The sequence below is a fragment of the Micromonospora sp. WMMC264 genome, assembly GCF_027497275.1.
GTDB classification, from domain to species: Bacteria; Actinomycetota; Actinomycetes; order Mycobacteriales; family Micromonosporaceae; genus Micromonospora; species Micromonospora chalcea.
Window position 1 is genome coordinate 6268759 of sequence record NZ_CP114907.1, and the last position, 17757, is coordinate 6286515.

The window sequence follows — 17757 nt, forward strand, 5'->3', positions numbered from 1 at the left end:
GACGGCTACCCTTGTGAGGTGACGCTACGCCTGTATGACACCGCCACCCGATCGGTGCGGGACTTCGTCCCGCGGGAAGCCGGCAAGGTGGGGGTCTACCTGTGTGGTCTCACGCTCCAGGCCCCGCCACACATCGGCCACCTTCGCTCCGGCGTCAACTACGACGTGCTGCGCCGCTGGCTGCTCGACAAGGGCTTCGAGGTCACGTTCATCCGCAACCTGACCGACATCGACGACAAGGTCCTGGCCAAGGCGATGGAGCAGGACCGGCCGTTCTGGTCGATCGCGTACACCAACGAGCAGATCCTCGCCGCCTCCTACCGGGCGCTCAACGTGCTCCCGCCGACGTACGAGCCGCGGGCCACCGGGCACGTCCCGGAGATGCACGAGCTGATCGCCCGGTTGATCGAGACCGGTCACGCCTACCCGGCCACCGACGGCTCCGGCGACGTCTACTTCGACGTGGCCTCCTGGCCGGCGTACGGCTCGCTGTCCGGCCAGTCCCCGGCGGACATGCAGCCGGCCGGTGACGCCCCCGACCGGGGCAAGCGGGACCCGCGCGACTTCGCGCTCTGGAAGGGCGTCAAGCCGGACGAGCCGGCCGACGCCTCGTGGCCGTCGCCGTGGGGTCGCGGCCGGCCGGGCTGGCACATCGAGTGCTCGGCCATGTGCTGGCGTTACCTGGGCCCCGAGTTCGACATCCACGGCGGCGGGCTCGACCTGACGTTCCCGCACCACGAGAACGAGATCGCCCAGTCGCAGGCCGCCGACCTGCCGTTCGCGCGCTACTGGGTGCACCACGGTCTGCTCGGCATCGGTGGCACCAAGATGGGCAAGTCGCTGGGCAACACGCTCGACCTCGACTACGTGGCCTCGCTCGGGGTGCGCCCGGTGGAGCTGCGCTACTACTACGTCGCCGCGCACTACCGGTCCCGCATCGACTACTCCGAGGACGCGCTGCGCGAGGCCGCCGTGGCGTACCGGCGGGTCGAGGGCTTCGTGCAGCGGGCGGCCGAGCGGGTCGGCGGCGGCCGGCCCGGCGACCTGCCGGCCGCTTTCGTCGCCGCGATGGACGACGACCTCAACACCTCGGCGGCGCTCGCGGCGCTGCACGAGGTGGTCCGCGACGGCAACACCGCGCTGACCGCCGGTGACGATGTGACCGTCCGCACGACGCTCGCCTCCACCCGGGCGATGCTGGATATCCTCGGCGTCGACCCCCTGGACCCGGCCTGGACCGGCGGCGGCCGCACGGACGACCTGCGCGGCGTGGTGGACTCCCTGATCGCGCTGGCCCTGGAGCAGCGCGCGCAGGCCCGCGGCCGCAAGGACTGGGCCGCCGCCGACGCCGTACGCGACCAGCTCAAGCAGGCCGGCGTGGTCGTCGAGGACACCCCCCAGGGCCCGCGTTGGACTATTGGAGAGCAGGACTGATGGCCGGCAACTCACAGCGCCGAGGCCGGCGACTGGCACCGAAGGCGGGCGCCCCCAAGGGCACCGGCGGCAAGAACAAGGACTCCCTCGCCGGGCGTGGGCGCACGCTGCCCGCCGACGAGCGGCCGTGGCACAAGGCGTACTCGGGCACCGAGAAGTTGCCCCAGCGCACCGCCTGGAAGCAGGAGAAGGAGCGCCGCGCCGCCGCCGAGGAGGGCCGCGCCCCCAAGATCGGCCAGCCCGGCACCAAGGACACCACCTGGGGCAAGGGCGGTGGCCGGGGCACGCCCACGACGAAGGGGCGGGGCGGAAAGCCGGCCGGCCGGGGCGGCCCCCGGGTCGCGCCGGGCCGCAAGGCCAACCCGGCGAAGGACAGCCCTGAGCTGCTGGTCGGGCGCAACCCGGTGCTGGAATCGCTGCGCACCCAGGTGCCGGCGACCGCCCTCTACACCGCGCAGGGCATCGACGTCGACGACCGGGTCAAGGAGATCGTCCGTACCGCCGCCGACCGGGGCATCGCGATCCTGGAGGTCAGCCGCGCCGAGCTGGACCGGATGACCGGCGGGGTGCTGCACCAGGGCGTCGGCCTCCAGGTGCCGCCGTTCGCCTACGAGCCGTTCGACGACCTGGTGGCCGCCGCGCTGGAACAGGCCGCCCCGCTGCTCGTCGCGCTGGACGGCGTCACCGACCCGCGCAACCTCGGCGCGGTCATCCGGTCGGCCGCCGCGTTCGGCGCGCAGGGTGTGTTCGTACCCGAAAGGCGTGCCGCCGGGATCACCGCGACCGCCTGGCGGACCAGCGCCGGCGCGGCCGCGCGCGTGCCCGTCGCCCAGGTCACCAACCTGACCCGGTCGCTCAAGGCGTGCAAGGACGCCGGCTTCGTCGTGGTCGGCCTGGACGCCGACGGGCAGACCGACCTGTACGACCTGGAGGCCGCCGTCGGCCCGCTCGTCGTGGTGGTCGGCTCGGAGGGGCGCGGCCTGTCCCGCCTGGTCGGCGAGACCTGCGACCTGACCGTCAGCATCCCGATGGTCTCCGACGTGGAGTCGCTCAACGCGAGCGTCGCCGCCGCCGTCACGCTGGCCGAGGTCGCGCGCCGCCGGTCCGTCGAGGTTTGATCGAGAGTACGAAAAAGGGGCGGTCCGCCGTGGCGGGCCGCCCCTTTTCTCGGGTACGTCAGATCCGCTGGCCGGTGGCGGAGTGGAAGACGTGGCTGCGGCCGGTACGCGGCTTGACGAACACGGTGTCACCCATGTTCGGCATGCTGCGCCGGTCGGTACGGACCACGAACCGCTCGTTGTGGCCCTCCAGCGCGGCGTGGCCGTAGACGTTGGCGTCGGAGCCCAGGTCCTCGACCAGCTCGACCACCACCGGCATGCCGCCCTCGGACGGGCTGACCAGGTCGCAGTCCTCCGGCCGGAAGCCGACGGTGACCTTGCCGTCGCCGCCCTCGGCGCTGGCCGCCTGGACCTGCTCGCGGGTCAGCGGCACGATCATCTCGGCGAACGCGCCGCCCTGCTCGGTCAGCTTCACCGTCTTGATGTTCATGGCCGGGGAGCCCATGAAGCCGGCGACGAAGACGTTGGCCGGGGTGTCGTAGAGCGCCCGCGGGGTGTCCACCTGCTGGAGCACGCCGTCCAGCATGACCGCCACCCGGTGACCCATGGTCATGGCCTCGACCTGGTCGTGGGTGACGTACACGGTGGTGACGCCCAGCTTCGCCTGCAGCGAGGCGATCTGGGTACGGGTCTGGACACGCAGCTTGGCGTCGAGGTTCGACAGCGGCTCGTCCATGAGGAAGACCTGCGGCTCGCGGACGATCGCGCGGCCCATGGCGACACGCTGGCGCTGACCGCCGGAGAGCGCCTTCGGCTTGCGGCTGAGGAACTCCTCCAGCTGGAGCAGCCCGGCCGCCTCCTTGACCCGCCGGTCGATCTCCGACTTCGAGGTCTTGCGCAGCTTGAGCGCGAACGCCATGTTCTCGTACACCGTCATGTGCGGGTAGAGGGCGTAGTTCTGGAAGACCATCGCGATGTCGCGGGCCTTCGGGGGGAGGTGCGTGACGTCGCGGTCGTCGATGTAGATCGCGCCGTCGTCGACGTCCTCCAGGCCGGCGAGCATCCGGAGGCTGGTGGACTTGCCGCAGCCGGACGGACCGACCAGGACGAGGAACTCCCCGTCACCGATCTGGAGGTCGAGCTGGTTGACGGCGGGGCGCTCGGTGCCCGGGTAGATCCGGGACGCCTTCGCGTAGGTGACCGTAGCCATGATGGAGCGCTTCCTTTCACCGGCAGGAACGTGCCGGACGATCCGAGTGAAGGAGCGACCGGCGCCCAAGGCACCGGCCAACGGGGTCGTCGCTCAGGCAGCCGAAGCCCGCCGGAGTGTCGTCCGTGTCACTGCACGGTAAACGGCTTTCGCGATCGTGCCAAGACGTGTCGCTCCGGGTGGGATGGACGGCATACGCATAACGGTCAGTCGGGCACTGCGAGGCATCAATCTCCCCGCTGGGAGCGCGCCCGGGCGATGATCCATCGGCCGCACCGGTCGGGATGCCGACGTTTTCCGTGCTCGGGAGCCCTGCGAGGCGGGATTTCCGGGGCTCAGTCGCTATGCTGAGCCCGACGCACGCGCCCCTGTAGCTCAGCTGGCCAGAGCACTCGCCTTGTAAGCGAGATGTCGCCGGTTCGATCCCGGCCGGGGGCTCCAATTCCATCAGGCGTTTCGCGGCGGCAGCCGCTGCGATCTGGCCGGATGACAGCAACGAGGGTCACGACCGCCCGTCACAGGCCCTAGCCTGACGGCCATGACTCTTGATCTCATCCTGCTACCCGAGCCCGTCGGACAGCCCTCGCTGAAGGCGTCGGACGGCGAACGGAAGGGTGCGGGTGAGCCGTCCGACTCGCAGGCATGGGACGCCATCGTTTCCGGCGTACGGGACGTCGTCGGCGAGGTGGTTCTGGGCGAGGACGGCCCGAGCCGCACGCTGACGCACCAGCCCAGCGGCATTACGGTGCGCTACCGGTCCGGTGAGACGGCCATCAATCTGCCGTTCTGGCACAGTGGCAGTGACGTGGATGCTGAAGGGCTCGTCCGGACCATGTACCGGATCGGGCACGTGGTGGCGGACGCGACGGGCCTGGTCGCCCATGTTTCGCAACTGGGTGTGCCGCTGACCGAAGCTGAGTCCAGGATCGACGCTGCGGTCGATCTGCTGTTGGACGATCCCGTTTCGTCTCACCTCTGGCCGCGCGATGGGTTCCGGGTCTACTTCACCGGGTCCCTCACCCTTGCCGACGCCGTGCAGCGCCTGAAGTCGATGGTGGTGGCCGAGGAGAGCGACCGATTCACCGTCCAATGGTCCGATGGTCCCCAGCTGGAGGTGACCTTCGACGCGGGGCCACGGATTGTCGCTGAGGCCGCTGAGGTCGCCGAGGACTATGGCATCCCCGAGATGGCTACCTACGACCGCCGGTTCCAGGTCACGTTCGACGATCTCGACGAGGTGCTCCAGGAAGTCAACACCCTGATCGAGGTCAACCTACAGCTCCAGGACCTCACCGGAGGTTACGTGAAACGTTCCTGGAACGACGAGGTGTCGCCGCCGTACGACGACCCGGTGGACGGCAGCTAACGGACCTGTACCTCGCACTCCGGACAAGATGCCGACAACACCGCAGGTCAGCTGACCTGCCCTGGTCCGTGAGGAACATGCCGGTCACGCCCACCACGGTCAGGGCCACGGCGACCGTCACGCCGCCGCTGCCCTGAGTGACGCCGGCGGAGTCGGCACGTCGGCGGTGCGGGGCGGCTCGATGCTCGACAACCGGACAGCTGTTCTTTACAGGGACGCCGATCGATGGACATGATCGTCAGGGAAGGTTGCTGTCACTTTCCTCGACGAAGGGTCGCCGTCATGCCGATCACGTCCGTCACCCTCACCCCGCGTGCCTGGCGCCGTGCCGCCGCGATCACCGCCGCCGCCCTCGCAGCCGCCGTTCTCGCCGCCGTGAACGCGCAGCCGGCCTCGGCCACCCCTCCCGGCATTCCCTCCCGGGCAACGGCGCAGTCGCAGCTCAACGCCCTGACAGTGGCAGCACAGGGCTCGATGGCCGGCTACTCGCGGGACCTGTTTCCCCACTGGATCACCATCACCGGCGCCTGCAACACCCGCGAGCAGGTCCTCAAGCGGGACGGCACGTCCGTCGTGGTCGACAGCTCCTGTGCCGCTACGTCCGGCCGCTGGTACAGCCCCTACGACGGTGCGACCTGGTACGCCGCCTCCGACGTCGACATCGACCACGTCGTGCCCCTGGCGGAGGCGTGGCGGTCCGGAGCCAACTCCTGGACGACGAGCCGTCGGCAGAGCTTCGCCAACGACCTGACCCGCCCGCAGTTGATCGCGGTCACCGACAACGTCAACCAGGCCAAGGGGGACCAGGACCCCTCGACGTGGCAGCCGCCCCTGACGTCGTACCGCTGCACCTACAGCAAGATGTGGATCACCGTGAAGTACAACTGGGGCCTGACGCTCCAATCATCCGAGAAGTCCGCACTGCAGAGCATGCTCAACACCTGCGCCTCGTGATCGCAGGAGCCGTCGCGCGGGCCGGATGACAGCGGCGTACACAGTTCTCCGACCGGAGTGTCGGCGGGCGCGCCGCCGATCGACGTCTCGGTAGGCTGGCCGGCGGGGGGACGGCGTGAGCAGAGCGGTCGAGGAGTCCAATCGGGCGATGCTGCGGGCCCGCGACGCGATGGACCGGGCGTACGCGCAGCCGCTGGACATCGCCGCGCTGGCCCGGATCGCCCACGTGTCCGAGGCGCACTTCATCCGTACCTTCCGGGCCACCTTCGGCGAGACCCCGCACCGCTACCTGCAACGCCGCCGGGTCGAGCGGGCCATGGCCCTGCTGCTGGAGACCGACCGCGACGTCACCGACATCTGCCTCGCCGTCGGCTTCAACAGCCTCGGCACGTTCAGCCGGACGTTCCACGGCATCGTCGGTGCGTCGCCCTCGGCCTTCCGGCGTCGCCGGGCCGCGCCGCCGGACGTGCCGAGCTGCTTCGCCAAGTCCTGGACCAGACCGAGCAGTTTTGGATAAGCAGCAGGTCAGGCCGCTGCTCTAGCGTCGTCGGCATGACGATGACTTCGACTTCCCGCTCGCAGATCTACGTGCTCGACCAGGACGAGGCGCTCGACTTCTACGTCGGGAAGCTGGGCCTGGAGGTCAGCACCGACCAGGATCTCGGCTTCATGCGCTGGCTCACCGTGAACGTGCCGGGGGACCCGGGCCGGGAGATCCTGCTGGAGAAGCCGGGCCCGCCGGCCCTGGACCCGAAGACCGCCGAGCAGGTCCGGGAGCTGCTGACCAAGGGCGCCGCGGGCGGGTTCCTCTTCTTCACCACCGACGACGCGCACAAGACGTACGCGGATCTGGTCGCGAAGGGTGTGGAGGTGACCGACGAGCCGACCGACCGGCCGTACGGGATCGACTTCGGCATCCGCGACCCGTTCGGCAACCGGATCCGGATCGGGCAGATGCGCCAGGGGCAGTGAACGGCGCGGCGGCGGGCTAGTCTCGCGGTCCCCGACCGTGGAGGCGCCGATGCCCAGCCGCCTGCTCTACCTGGTCCGCCACGGCGAGCAGGACCGCGCGGAGGAGGAGGCCGACACCGGCCTGTCCGAGCGCGGCCGGCGGCAGGCGACGCTGCTGGGTGAACGGCTGCGCGGCACGCGCTTCGCCGCCGTACACCATGGGCCGGCCCGCCGGGCCGCGGAGACCGCCGCGCTGGTCGCGGCGTCGCTGCCGGGTGTTCCGGTACGCGAGGACGACCGCGCCGGCGACCACGTGCCGCACGACACCGACCCGGCCGACCTGCCCGAGCGGTACGCGGAGTTCCTGGCCGGGTTCACCGAGCGGGAGCGGCGCGACGGGCCGCGTGTGACCGCGGAGGCGGTGGCGCGGTTCGCCGCCGCCCCCGCGGAGGGTGACGTACGCGAGTTGGTCGTCACCCACAACTTCCTGGTCGCCTGGCTGGTGCTGCACGCGCTGGAGGCGCCGCCGCACCGCTGGATCGGGCTCAACCACCAGAACTGCGGGCTCACCGTGATCCGTTACAGCTCGGGCGGCCCGCCGACGCTCGTCGCGCTCAACGACGTCGCCCACCTGCCGCCCGAGCTGCGTGCCACCGGCCTGCCCGACGACTACCGGTTCTGACCTGGTGCTCAGGCGATCAGCTTCACCACGGCGTCGGCGACGGCGCGGGCGGACTGCGGGTTCTGGCCGGTCACCAGGCGCTCGTCGACCACCACGTGCTCGGTGAAGTCCGGCGCCGGCACGTGCTGCGCGCCGGCCTCGGTGAGCTTGTCGGCGAGCAGGAACGGCACCTCGTCGGTGAGGCCGACGGCCGCCTCCTCGCTGTTGGTGAAGCCGGCGACACGCTTGCCGGCGACGAGCCGTGAGCCGTCGGTGAGGGTCAGGTTCACCAGCGCCGACGGGCCGTGGCAGACGGCGGCCACCACGCCGCCGCGCTCGTAGACCGAGCGGGCGATCCGGGCCAGGTCGGGGTCGTCGGGGAAGTCCCACATGGTGCCGTGACCGCCGGCGAAGAGGATCACGTCGTACCCGGCCGGGTCGACGTCTGCGGCCTTCGGGGTGTCGGTGACGCCGGCGGTGGCGAGGAAGTCGTTCTGGGTGCTGTCGTTCTCGTCCCGCCCGTCGACCGGCGGCTCGCCGCCGGCCACTGAGACCAGGTCGACGTCGTAGCCGGCGGCCCGGAACACCTCCCACGGCTCGGCGGCCTCGCCGACGTAGTAGCCGGTCGAGCGGCCGGTGCGGCCCAGCTCGGAGTGACTGGTCAGGGCGATGAGTGCGCGAGTCATGCCTTCCATGCTGGCCCCGCCGCGGGCCGGCCGGCCATAGGCCGATGTCACAGCCGGAACGGGTTTGAAGTCGGCGCCGGTCAGCCGGTGGCGCCGTTGAGCAGGTCCACCACCTGCGCGGTGACGGCGGGCGGCGTGGCCTGCGGCGGGCAGTCCACGTAGCTGACCTGGTTGGGCCCGACGGTGAGCCGGTAGCTGAACGCGTCGGCGCACATGGTCGCCGGTGCGGTGACGGCGGCTTCGGCGGCCAGCCGGGGGTCGGCCGCGAGTTGCCGCAGCCGGGTGAGCTTCTCCGCGGCGAGCTGCCCCTCTCGGGAGGCGCCGGCGCGGTCGGTGCGGGTCCAGTGGCCGTCCGGCCCGACCCGGACGGTGTCGGTCAGCCCGGCGATGCCGCCCGACTTCACGAGCACGACCTCGGTGGCCAGCGGCGAGGGCCCGTCCGTGACGACGGGTGGCGCGTCGGTGCGGGCGCAGCCGGCGAGCGGGACGAGAAGGGCGGCGACGGCCGCCACGGCGGGGGCAGCTCTCATACCGGTTCGGACGCGCGACGGGACCACCCGGTTCCGGTCCACCGGTCCTCCTCATCCGTTCGGTCAGTGTCTCCGGCGGGTTCCCGCCAGCCTCTTTCACGTTCGTCGATGTATCGCTATATCTACATCAGTGACTACCCCCGTCACAACATTCGCCTTCCAGGAGGGCCCGTGAAAAGATCCGTCGCCGCCGTCAGCGCAGCGCTGCTCACCAGCAGCGTGCTGGCCTGCGTCACCACCTCGGCGCAAGCGGCAGCGCCAACCGCCCCCAGCCCCGAGACCTCGGCCGCGGCCAAGGCCGCGAGCCTGCTGCGCGCCAATCCCGGCGTCGTCAAGGGCGCCGGCGGTGAGGCCTATCAGGCCGTCCGCACCAAGGTCGACCCCTCCGGGGCGGCGCACACCCGGTACAGCCGGACCTATCAGGGTCTCCGGGTGTACGGCGGTGACTTCGTCATCCACACCGCCCCCAACGGCACCATGACCAGCGCGTCGGTCAGCCTCGACGCCCCGCTGACCCTGAGCACCACCGCGAAGGTCGGCGCGGACGCGGCCAAGGCCAGCGCCCGCAAGACGTTCTCCGGCTCGCTCACCTCGGTCGGCACGCCGGAGTTGTTCGTCGACGCCAGCAGCGGCAAGGGCCGCCTCGCCTGGGAGACCGTCGCGACGGGCTGGAAGGCGGACAAGCAGACCCCGTCGAAGCTGCACGTCGTCACCGACGCCACCACCGGCAAGGTGATCGGCTCGTACGACGAGATCGAGACGGTGGCCGGCACCGGCCAGGGCATCTACACCGGCTCGGTCACCATCGACACCACGCTCTCCGGCAGCACGTACCAGATGATCGACCCGGTACGCGGCAACGGCCGCACCTGCGACATGAACAACGGGACCTCCACCTGCACCACGTTCACCGACGCGGACAACGCGTGGGGCAACGGCGCCACCTCGAACCGGCAGTCGGCCGCCGTGGACGCCCACTTCGGCGCCGCCAAGACGTTCGACTACTTCAAGAACGTGCACGGCCGCAACGGCATCTTCGGCAACGGCCAGGGCGTGCCGAGCCGGGTGCACTACGGCAACAACTACGTCAACGCCTTCTGGGACGGGGCCCAGATGACCTACGGCGACGGCTCGGGCAACTCCCGCCCGCTGGTCTCGCTGGACGTCGCCGGCCACGAGATGAGCCACGGCGTCACCGAAGCGCTGGCCGGGCTGGTCTACTCCGGTGAGTCCGGTGGCCTGAACGAGTCCACCAGCGACATCTTCGGCAACATGGTGGAGTTCTACGCCGCCGCGCCGAGCGACCCGGGCGACTACCAGGTCGGCGAGAAGATCAACATCAACGGCAACGGTACGCCGCTGCGCTACATGTACAACCCGTCGCTGGACGGCTCGTCCGACTCCTGCTGGTCCACCAGCACGAAGAACAAGGACGTGCACTACTCCTCCGGCGTCGGCAACCACTTCTTCTTCAACCTCGCCGAGGGCACCGGCGCCACCGCGTACGGCACCTCGCCGGTCTGCGGCTCGGCCCCGGCGGTCACCGGCATCGGCCGCACCAAGGCGGAGAAGATCTGGTACCGGGCGCTCGACGTGTACTTCACCTCGAACACCTCGTACGTCAACACCAGCAACCCGGCCAACACCGCCCGCGCGTACACCCTGCGGGCCGCCACCGACCTGTACGGCAACTGCTCCACCGAGTACAAGACCGTCCAGGCCGCCTGGACCGCGGTGAACGTCGCCGGTAACGACGCGCCGTGCAGCTCCACCGGCAACGACTTCTCCGTCTCGCTCTCGCCGACCGCCGGTTCGGTCACCGCGGGCGGTTCGGTCACCGCCACCGTCGCCACGGCCACCACCAACGGCAGCGCGCAGACCGTGACGTTCTCCGCGTCCGGCCTGCCGACCGGCGCCACCGCGTCGTTCAGCCCCTCCTCGGTGACCTCGGGCGGCTCGTCCACGCTCACCATCTCCACCAGCTCCAGCACGCCGACCGGCACCTACTCGGTGACCGTCACCGGCAGCGCGGCGTCCGGCACGAAGACCGCCACGTTCTCGCTGACGGTGAACGGCACCGGCGGCGGCTGCACCGGCGCGGGCCAGAAGCTCGGCAACCCGGGCTTCGAGTCCGGCAACACGGTCTGGACCTCCACCTCCGGCGTGATCGGCCAGTACGGCTCGCAGGGCCAGCCGACCCGCACCGGTACGTGGAACGCCTGGCTCAACGGCTACGGCACCACCCGCACCGACTCGCTGTCGCAGTCGGTGAGCCTGCCGAGCGGCTGCTCCACGTACACCTTCTCGTTCTGGCTGCACATCGACTCGGCCGAGACCACCAGCAGCGTCCAGTACGACAAGCTGAACGTGCAGGTGCTCAACTCCTCCGGTTCGGTGCTGGCCACGCTGGCGACCTACTCGAACCTGAACAAGGCCAGCGGCTACAGCCAGAAGTCGTTCTCCCTGGCGTCGTACGCCGGGCAGACCGTCACGCTGAAGTTCACCGGCACCGAGGACGTCTCCCTGCAGACGTCGTTCGTGCTCGACGACACCGCTGTCAACGTCTCCTGACCTGACCGCCCGACCCCGGGGCCCGGCGGCCACCCCACGCGGGTGGCCGCCGGGCCCCGCCCGTTACGGTCGCACCATGTCCGACGCGGAACTCACGGTCAGGGTGGACGGCCCGGTGGCAACCGTGGTCATCCACAACCCGGCCCGGCGCAACGCCATGACCCCGGCCATGTGGCGGCAGCTCCCGGTGCTGCTCGACGGTCTGGAGGCCGACCCTGCGGTACGGGTGCTGGTGCTCACCGGCGCGGCCGGCACGTTCTGCGCCGGGGCCGACCTCGGCGACCTGGACGAGCTGCTGGCCGCCGGAGACGGCAGCATCGCGGTGGCCGCCGAGGAACGGCTCGCCGCGTTCGGCCGTCCCACTGTGGCCGCGATCGAGGGCGCCTGCGTGGGCGGCGGCTGCCAGCTCGCCGTCGCCTGCGATCTGCGGCTGGCCTCGGCGGAGGCCCGGTTCGGCGTACCCCCGGCCCGGCTCGGCCTGGTCTACCCGGCGCCGACCACCCGCCGGCTGGCCGCGCTCGTCGGTCCGTCCGCCGCCAAGCACCTGCTGTTCAGCAGCGAGCTGGTCGACGCCGAGCGGGCGCTGCGGATCGGCCTGGTGGACGAGGTGCTGCCGGCCGGGGAGCTGGCCGGGCGGGTGACAACGCTGACCGCCACCATCGCCGAGCGTTCCCGGCTCACGGTGGCCGCCGCGAAGGAGATCGTCGACGGGCGCGCCGACGCCGACCGGCTCGCGTGGTGGCACGGCCAGGTGCGGGACAGCGGCGAGGCCCGCGAGGGGGTGGCGGCCATGAACGAGCGCCGCCCGCCGCGCTTCGGCTGGACCCCGCCGACCGCCCACTGACCGCCGTTTGCCCGGCACCCCTCGGCGGGTACGTCCCGACCGGCGATCCAGCGGTCACCGCGCCGACCGGCTCCGGCTGACCTGGGCCAGCAGTTCGTCCACCGACCACTGGTCGGAGGCGTGTTCGCCGTACTTCTCGGCGAGCACCCGCCCGTCCGGCGCGATCAGGAAGTCGGCCGGCAGCCCGAACCGGCCGCCGTGCGGCGTAAGGGATGGCGACCGCTCCCGTCCGCGCAGGATGTGCCAGGTGCTGATCGCCACGCCGCGCAGGATCGGCAGCCAGGCGCGCGGGTCGAGCAGCGACCGCCGCGCCGACTCCACCCCGAACTCCCGGTAGAGCCGCCGGTCCGGATCGGCCACCACGGCGAACGGCAGGTCGGCGACGTGCTCGCGCAACTCGTCGGCGGGGGAGTGGAAGAGCACCACCTCGCGTACGCTCGCCGCCTCGATCTCGGCGTGCCGGCGGACGATCGAGCGCAGGTGGAGGTTGCAGACCGGGCAGCCGGCGAAGCGACGGAACTGGAGGTGGATGAGGCGGTCCGGGTCCGGCAGGGCGACCTGGGCACCGGTCACGCTGGTGAGATGGCGAGGGGTGACGACGTCCATGCGCGCTCCCGTTGTAGGCGTACGACGTACTCCTACAACCGTAGGCGTATCTTGTACGCTGTCAAGGCCATGCCCCGTCCCCGTTCCCTGACCCCGGCCCAGCTCGCCGACGCGGCGCTCGCGGTGCTCGACCGGGACGGCCTCGCCGGCCTCACCATGCGCGCGGTCGGCGCGCAGCTCGGCACCAGCACGATGGGCCTCTACCGCTACGTCGCCGACCGCGACGAGTTGGAAGCGCTCGTCGTCGAGCGGGTCCTCGAACCGGTCGACACCCGCCCGCCGCCCGACGTCCCGTGGGCGGACGGCATCCGGGACCTGGCCGAGCGGGTACGCCGCGCGGTCGGTCTCCACCCGGCAGTGGTGCCGTTGCTCCCCGCGTACCGGCACCGCTCGCCGACGATCCTGCGCTGGGGCGAGGCGGTGCTCGCGGTGCTGACCGGGGCCGGCTTCACCGGCACCGGACGGGTGATCGCGTTCCGTGCCCTGCTCGGCTACGTGGTCGGCGCGATCCAGATGGAACACCTCGGCGCGCTGGCCGGGCCCGGCACGGCTGTCATCGCGGCGCTGCCCCGCGACGAGTTCCCCCTGCTCGCCGCGACCGCGCGCGATGCCGGCGTGGTCGTACCGGAGGACGAGTTCGGCGGCGGGCTGGACCTCCTGCTCGACGGGCTGGCCCGGCGTCTCGACAGGTAGGCGCACTGGTGGGACCGGCGGGCGCGGCGCCGGGGCGTACCCCCGACACCGCCCCCTGTGCCCGCCGGCCGTCCGTCACCGCGCCAGCGCGGCCCAGCTCGGCGTCACCGGAGCCCGCCGCAGCGGCATGCCCGCCTCGGCCGGGGTCCGGTCACCCTTGCGCTGGTTGCACGCGTAGCAGGCGGCGGTGGTGTTCCCCCAGGTGTTCCGGCCACCGCGCGAGCGGGGCAGGACGTGGTCGATCGTGCTGGCCGCGCCGTCGCAGTAGGCGCACCGCCGCCGGTCGCGCGCCAGCACCCCGGCCCGGGACCAGGCCGGGCCGGCGCTGAACCGCCAGCGGGTCACCACGTACCGGACGAGGCGGACCACCCGCGGCAGCGGGAAGACGCCGATCACCCGGTCCGGCTCGGCCTCGTGGATCTCGGCGACCCGGCGGCAGAGCATCCGGATCGCGTGCTTGACGGTGACCCGGTGCAGCGGGCCGAGGTCGGCGTTTATGACGAGGACGGCGTCCACCGGGCTCTCCCTTCACGATCGGCGGTACGGCGACGAAAAAGCCGCCCGGTCCACGGGACCGGGCGGCGACGACGGGGACGCGCGACGCGCGTCAGTCGTGCCCTCCGGGCCAGGGACCGTGTTCCCGGCAGCCGTCGCCGAGCAGCCACGACGTCATCGTGGTGGCGTATCGCAGCGACATCGACGGCTCCTGGAACGGTGGTTGACCTTGCGCGCTCACGGTAGATCGATTCGGGAATCGTGGCCAACGTATTTCGATCCGTCCTCGGTGGGTCGCCGCTGCCGTCCGGCCCGGCCGGCGCTTCGCGCGGCGGCGAGCGGCCGGTCGATCCGGGCGGTCATCTGCACCACCAGCTCGCTGTCCAGCAGCGGACGGTTCACCTCGGCGGCCACCGACAGCGTCGGCGTGGAGATCGACCGCCAGATCGCGGTGAGCCCGGCGCCGAGGCCGACGAGCGCCACCGCCGCCCGGGTGGTGGGGGAGCCGGCCGCCGCGGCGGCACTGACGCCCACCACCGCCAGCAGCACCACAAGCAGTGGTGCCAGCACCGGCCAGAAGATGCCCCGGGCCGCCTGCGCCACCAGCTTCCGGTCCCGGATGACGACGTTGCGGGCGATCACCGCCCAGTTCTCCTCGTCCAGCAGGTCGCGCGGATGCAGCCCACCGGTGAGCACGTCCTGCCACAGGTCGCCCTGGTTGCGCAGCTCCCGGGCCAGGTCGGCGAGTCCGGCCTCGCCCGGGTCGCCGACGGTGGCCCGGCCGACAGCCGTGGCCCAGGCGGCGAGCGAGCGGCGCACCACGGCGGCCGAGTACGGCGGCAGCACGCTCGCCAGCTCGTCCAGCCACCTGCTGATCTGGAGGTGCCGGCCACCGAACCGGCCGGGGAGCCGGTCGGCGTCGCCGCGCCGTACGGTGTCGGCGAGTGAGCGCCCGAGCCGGTACGCCACGCCCACCCGGTGGTTCGTCGCCATCGTCCAGCGCAGCACGTCGATGTTGAGGTCGTCGAGCGCCCGCAGCAACGGGTCCCGGTCGGCGCCGGTGGCGCGGCGGGCGGCGGCGGTGGACGGCACGGTACGGCCCGCCGGGGTCAGCGGCGCGATCTGGGCCAGCGCCACGTCCACGCCGTCCAGGTACATGCCGAGCCGGTGCCACCCGGCCAACTCGGTCAGGTTCGACAGCTTCGGCGGCGCGGCCACCGGCCGGTTCCCGCCGTCGGTCAGGTCGGCGGTCTGCGCGTGGTGGTAGGCGTCCGCCATCGACCAGCCGAGTCGCAGCGCGGTGACCACCGCGGTCCGCTCGTCCCGTGGTGTCCCGTGCTCCTCGTCGCGCCGCTCGCGCGTCGCGGTGCTCACCGCCCGACCTCCCGTGTCACCGGATCAGTCGAGCGTAGAGGCGTTTTTGCCCGCCTATGACCGTTTCGGGTTCACCCTGCCGGCCAGCAGGCCGCGCGGACGGATCGAGCGGACCGGCTCGGCCGCCGCCCCCTCGGCACGCAGGATGTGGTTCGCCGCGATGATCCCGGTGGCCGCCGACCGTTCCATCAACGCGCTCGGGAACTCCGTGCGGATGCCGTCGCCGGCCAGGTAGAGGCCCGCCGCGTCGGTCTTCACCCCCGGACGCCCGGCGTGGCTACCCGGCGTGAACGCCGGTGCCTGCGCCTCGACCCGGGCGCGCAACTCGCGTACCCGCAGATCGGCCACCTCCGGCCAGAGCGCGGTCAGCTCCCGCAGCATCCGGGCGGCCAGCTCGTCGGCCGGCACGTCCGGCTCGCAGGCGTACGCGTGCAGCTCCACCACCGAGCCGCCGGTCCGCTCGGCCCAGCGGCGGGGCTCGTCCTCCAGCCGGTGGTAGAGCGTCACCGAGTCCAGCGTGGGCTGCCGGGAGACGCCACTGAACACCGCCCGGTCCGGGCGGACGTCCCCGTCCATCCAGTACCGCGCCACCGCGTACGGCGGCCCGGGTGTGCCGAACGCGGGCATCCGCGCCACCAGCTCGGGTGCCGCCGCGACCAGGCCGGGCGAGGCGGCGACCAGCGCGGCGAGCGCGGGCGGGTCCACCGCGAGCACCACGTGCGGCGCCTCCCAGGCGTCGCCGTCCGCGCCGGTGACGCGCCAGCCCGCCGGGGTACGGTCCAGCCGGGCCGCCGGAGCGCCGGTCAGCACCCGGCCGCCGTGCTTCTCCACGTGCCGGGTCAGCGGCTCCCAGATTGCCGTCGCGTAGTCCCGGTCCGGGCAGTCGAACGCCAGCCCCTCCGGGTTGCCGAGCAGGTAGAAGTGGAACTGCGCGATCATCTCGGCGGCCGACATCTCCGCCTCGTGGTTGAAGAACGAGTGGGAGAAGACCTCGAAGAGCATGGCCCGCGCCCGGTCCGGCAGGCGCAGCGAGGTGAGCAGCTCGTCGGCAGTGCGCTCGTCGAACTCCTCGTAGGTGCGCACCGGGTCGTAGGTGAGCAGCGGCAGCGCGGCGTCCCGATCCATCGTGCGCAGGTCCGCCAGGCGCAGGCTCGGACTGCGCAGCAGCAGCGCCAGCAGGTTCGCCGGCGGCGCGGGCGGCAGCTTGCCGAACTCCTCCGTGGGCCACTGCTCGGACAGGATCGGGTACCCCGGGATCGGCTTGAGGAAGCCCAGCGCCGGGTCGACGCGGCGCAGGATCGACCGCCAGTTCCAGTACTGCCGGAAGAACGCGTGGAAGCCGTGCTCGTTGCGCTGGACGCCGTCGGGCAGCTCCTCCGGCCAGGCGCCGAGCCGGCCGCCGAGGTGCGGCGCGGCCTCCAGCACGGTCACCGCCACTCCGCGCTCGGCCAGCACCACCGCCGCCGACATGCCGGCGATGCCGCCGCCGACCACGAGTGCCGCGACCGGTCGCGACACGCGGGGAGCGCCACCGCCGCCCGGGTCCACCACGTGCTCGCGTACGCCGATCAGGCGACCTACCACTTGCGACAGACTCACGGGGCATCCTTCAGTCGGTGGTCCCCCCAGTCTGCCCGAGGTGAAAGGAAGGGGCCCTTTTTAACGCATACGGATGTGCGGGGGCCCTTCTTAACGCCGGGCGGCCCGGTTACGTCCGCGCCGCGCGCCGGCCGCCCGCGCGTCGAGTGCGCCGCGCAGGGGCGCGGGGGAGGTGTTAACAAGGGGCCCTTCCTCTACCGGAGGCGTTAAAAAGGGGCCCTTCCTTTCACTCCAGGCAGTGGCGGGGGCGGTCGGAGGGGGGCCAGACGTACTCCAGGTCGGGGGAGACGTCGGTGAACAGCCGCGCATAGTGGACGGGGTCCTTGCGCAGCAGCGACGACCGGTGGCTGCGGTGCAGGTCGTCGCGGCCCAGCCAGGGCGGCAGCTCACCGGCGGCGGCCAGCTCGTCCTGGGTGCGGATCACGGCGATGCCGCAGGCGGTGGCGAGGTCGGTGGCGAGCGTGCCGGCGCAGGTGTCGGCCCGGCCCGGCTCGCACCACACCGCGCACATGTCCAGCCCGTACCGGGTCAGCGCCTCCTCGTACCCGGCCCACATCTTCACCGCGGGATGGTTGCGCCAGCCGTAGTCCGGCCGGGTCAGGCCGCGCAGCACCTGGATCGTCTCCACGCGCTGCTTGCCCAGCCGCTTCTGGTCCAGCGTCCGGGCGCTGGCCAGGAAGTCCGGATACGGCAGGAACGTCTGCATGCCGGTGCTCTACCCGTAC

General features: G+C 72.0%; 18 protein-coding genes and 1 tRNA gene. 11 read left to right on the forward strand and 8 right to left on the reverse strand.

Translation table 11 applies throughout. From position 1 onward, the window contains the following. The first annotated feature begins 18 nt into the window (after positions 1–18). Entirely contained in the window at positions 19–1434 is a 1416-nt protein-coding gene (cysS, locus tag O7542_RS27955) for a cysteine--tRNA ligase (RefSeq protein WP_043327948.1), read from the forward strand. After that, a complete protein-coding gene (gene rlmB / locus O7542_RS27960; protein WP_043327949.1) occupies positions 1434–2552 on the forward strand; it encodes a 23S rRNA (guanosine(2251)-2'-O)-methyltransferase RlmB in 1119 nt (372 codons plus the stop codon). Before cysS ends, rlmB begins: the two co-directional genes overlap by 1 nt. Positions 2553–2610: 58 nt before the next feature. Here rlmB and ugpC read toward each other — a convergent pair whose 3' ends face one another. Continuing rightward, the gene (gene ugpC, locus O7542_RS27965; RefSeq protein WP_043327950.1) at positions 2611–3702 is read right to left on the reverse strand and encodes a sn-glycerol-3-phosphate ABC transporter ATP-binding protein UgpC; all 1092 of its coding nucleotides are present in this window, start codon (positions 3700–3702) and stop codon (positions 2611–2613) included. A gap of 364 nt (positions 3703–4066) precedes the next feature. On the opposite strand from ugpC, the gene O7542_RS27970 reads away from it, so the two are divergent. The 6 genes from O7542_RS27970 to O7542_RS27995 all read left to right on the forward strand — a co-directional run bounded on the left by O7542_RS27970 (position 4067) and on the right by O7542_RS27995 (position 7655). Continuing rightward, positions 4067–4143 (forward strand) — tRNA-Thr (locus O7542_RS27970). 97 nt (positions 4144–4240) lie between these two features. Then, positions 4241–5068: a hypothetical protein gene (locus O7542_RS27975; protein ID WP_281605425.1), complete on the forward strand. Its 828-nt coding sequence runs from the start codon at positions 4241–4243 to the stop codon at positions 5066–5068. A gap of 282 nt (positions 5069–5350) precedes the next feature. Continuing rightward, positions 5351–6022, forward strand: coding sequence for an HNH endonuclease family protein (locus O7542_RS27980; RefSeq protein ID WP_281605426.1), 672 nt, complete (start codon positions 5351–5353; stop codon positions 6020–6022). Between the two features lie 115 nt (positions 6023–6137). Further along, the gene (locus O7542_RS27985) at positions 6138–6539 is read left to right on the forward strand and encodes an AraC family transcriptional regulator (RefSeq protein WP_187693841.1); all 402 of its coding nucleotides are present in this window, start codon (positions 6138–6140) and stop codon (positions 6537–6539) included. 35 nt (positions 6540–6574) lie between these two features. Then, entirely contained in the window at positions 6575–6994 is a 420-nt protein-coding gene (locus tag O7542_RS27990; RefSeq protein ID WP_043327953.1) for a VOC family protein, read from the forward strand. A gap of 49 nt (positions 6995–7043) precedes the next feature. Beyond that, positions 7044–7655, forward strand: a complete 612-nt coding sequence (locus O7542_RS27995) for a histidine phosphatase family protein (protein WP_166457739.1) — start codon at positions 7044–7046, stop codon at positions 7653–7655. An 8-nt stretch (positions 7656–7663) separates the two neighbouring features. Here the strand turns inward: O7542_RS27995 and O7542_RS28000 are convergent, their stop codons facing one another. After that, positions 7664–8320: a type 1 glutamine amidotransferase domain-containing protein gene (locus O7542_RS28000; protein ID WP_233514730.1), complete on the reverse strand. Its 657-nt coding sequence runs from the start codon at positions 8318–8320 to the stop codon at positions 7664–7666. A gap of 80 nt (positions 8321–8400) precedes the next feature. Continuing rightward, positions 8401–8850, reverse strand: a complete 450-nt coding sequence (locus O7542_RS28005; RefSeq protein WP_140946391.1) for a protealysin inhibitor emfourin — start codon at positions 8848–8850, stop codon at positions 8401–8403. Positions 8851–9021: 171 nt separating this feature from the next. On the opposite strand from O7542_RS28005, the gene O7542_RS28010 reads away from it, so the two are divergent. Both O7542_RS28010 and O7542_RS28015 read left to right on the forward strand, forming a co-directional pair. Then, positions 9022–11421, forward strand: a complete 2400-nt coding sequence (locus O7542_RS28010) for a M4 family metallopeptidase (RefSeq protein ID WP_043327955.1) — start codon at positions 9022–9024, stop codon at positions 11419–11421. 76 nt (positions 11422–11497) lie between these two features. Further along, positions 11498–12265, forward strand: a complete 768-nt coding sequence (locus O7542_RS28015; RefSeq protein ID WP_069088738.1) for an enoyl-CoA hydratase/isomerase family protein — start codon at positions 11498–11500, stop codon at positions 12263–12265. A 54-nt stretch (positions 12266–12319) separates the two neighbouring features. Here the strand turns inward: O7542_RS28015 and O7542_RS28020 are convergent, their stop codons facing one another. Further along, positions 12320–12871 (reverse strand): peroxiredoxin-like family protein, encoded by a 552-nt coding sequence (locus O7542_RS28020; RefSeq protein ID WP_166457740.1) that lies wholly within the window; start codon positions 12869–12871, stop codon positions 12320–12322. Between the two features lie 69 nt (positions 12872–12940). Between O7542_RS28020 and O7542_RS28025 the strand changes: the two genes are divergently transcribed. Then, positions 12941–13564, forward strand: a complete 624-nt coding sequence (locus O7542_RS28025) for a TetR/AcrR family transcriptional regulator C-terminal domain-containing protein (RefSeq protein ID WP_187693837.1) — start codon at positions 12941–12943, stop codon at positions 13562–13564. A gap of 75 nt (positions 13565–13639) precedes the next feature. Here the strand turns inward: O7542_RS28025 and O7542_RS28030 are convergent, their stop codons facing one another. From O7542_RS28030 to O7542_RS28045, 4 genes are all read right to left on the reverse strand, one after another. Further along, a complete protein-coding gene (locus O7542_RS28030; RefSeq protein ID WP_043327959.1) occupies positions 13640–14080 on the reverse strand; it encodes an HNH endonuclease in 441 nt (146 codons plus the stop codon). A 216-nt stretch (positions 14081–14296) separates the two neighbouring features. After that, positions 14297–15433 (reverse strand): hypothetical protein, encoded by a 1137-nt coding sequence (locus O7542_RS28035; RefSeq protein ID WP_187693836.1) that lies wholly within the window; start codon positions 15431–15433, stop codon positions 14297–14299. 54 nt (positions 15434–15487) lie between these two features. Continuing rightward, positions 15488–17032 carry an FAD-dependent oxidoreductase gene (locus O7542_RS28040; RefSeq protein ID WP_281605427.1) on the reverse strand — a complete coding sequence of 515 codons (1545 nt, stop codon included), beginning with the start codon at positions 17030–17032 and terminating at the stop codon, positions 15488–15490. Positions 17033–17258: 226 nt separating this feature from the next. Beyond that, positions 17259–17738 (reverse strand): MSMEG_6728 family protein, encoded by a 480-nt coding sequence (locus O7542_RS28045; RefSeq protein ID WP_043327962.1) that lies wholly within the window; start codon positions 17736–17738, stop codon positions 17259–17261. Between the last annotated feature and the right edge of the window lie 19 nt (positions 17739–17757).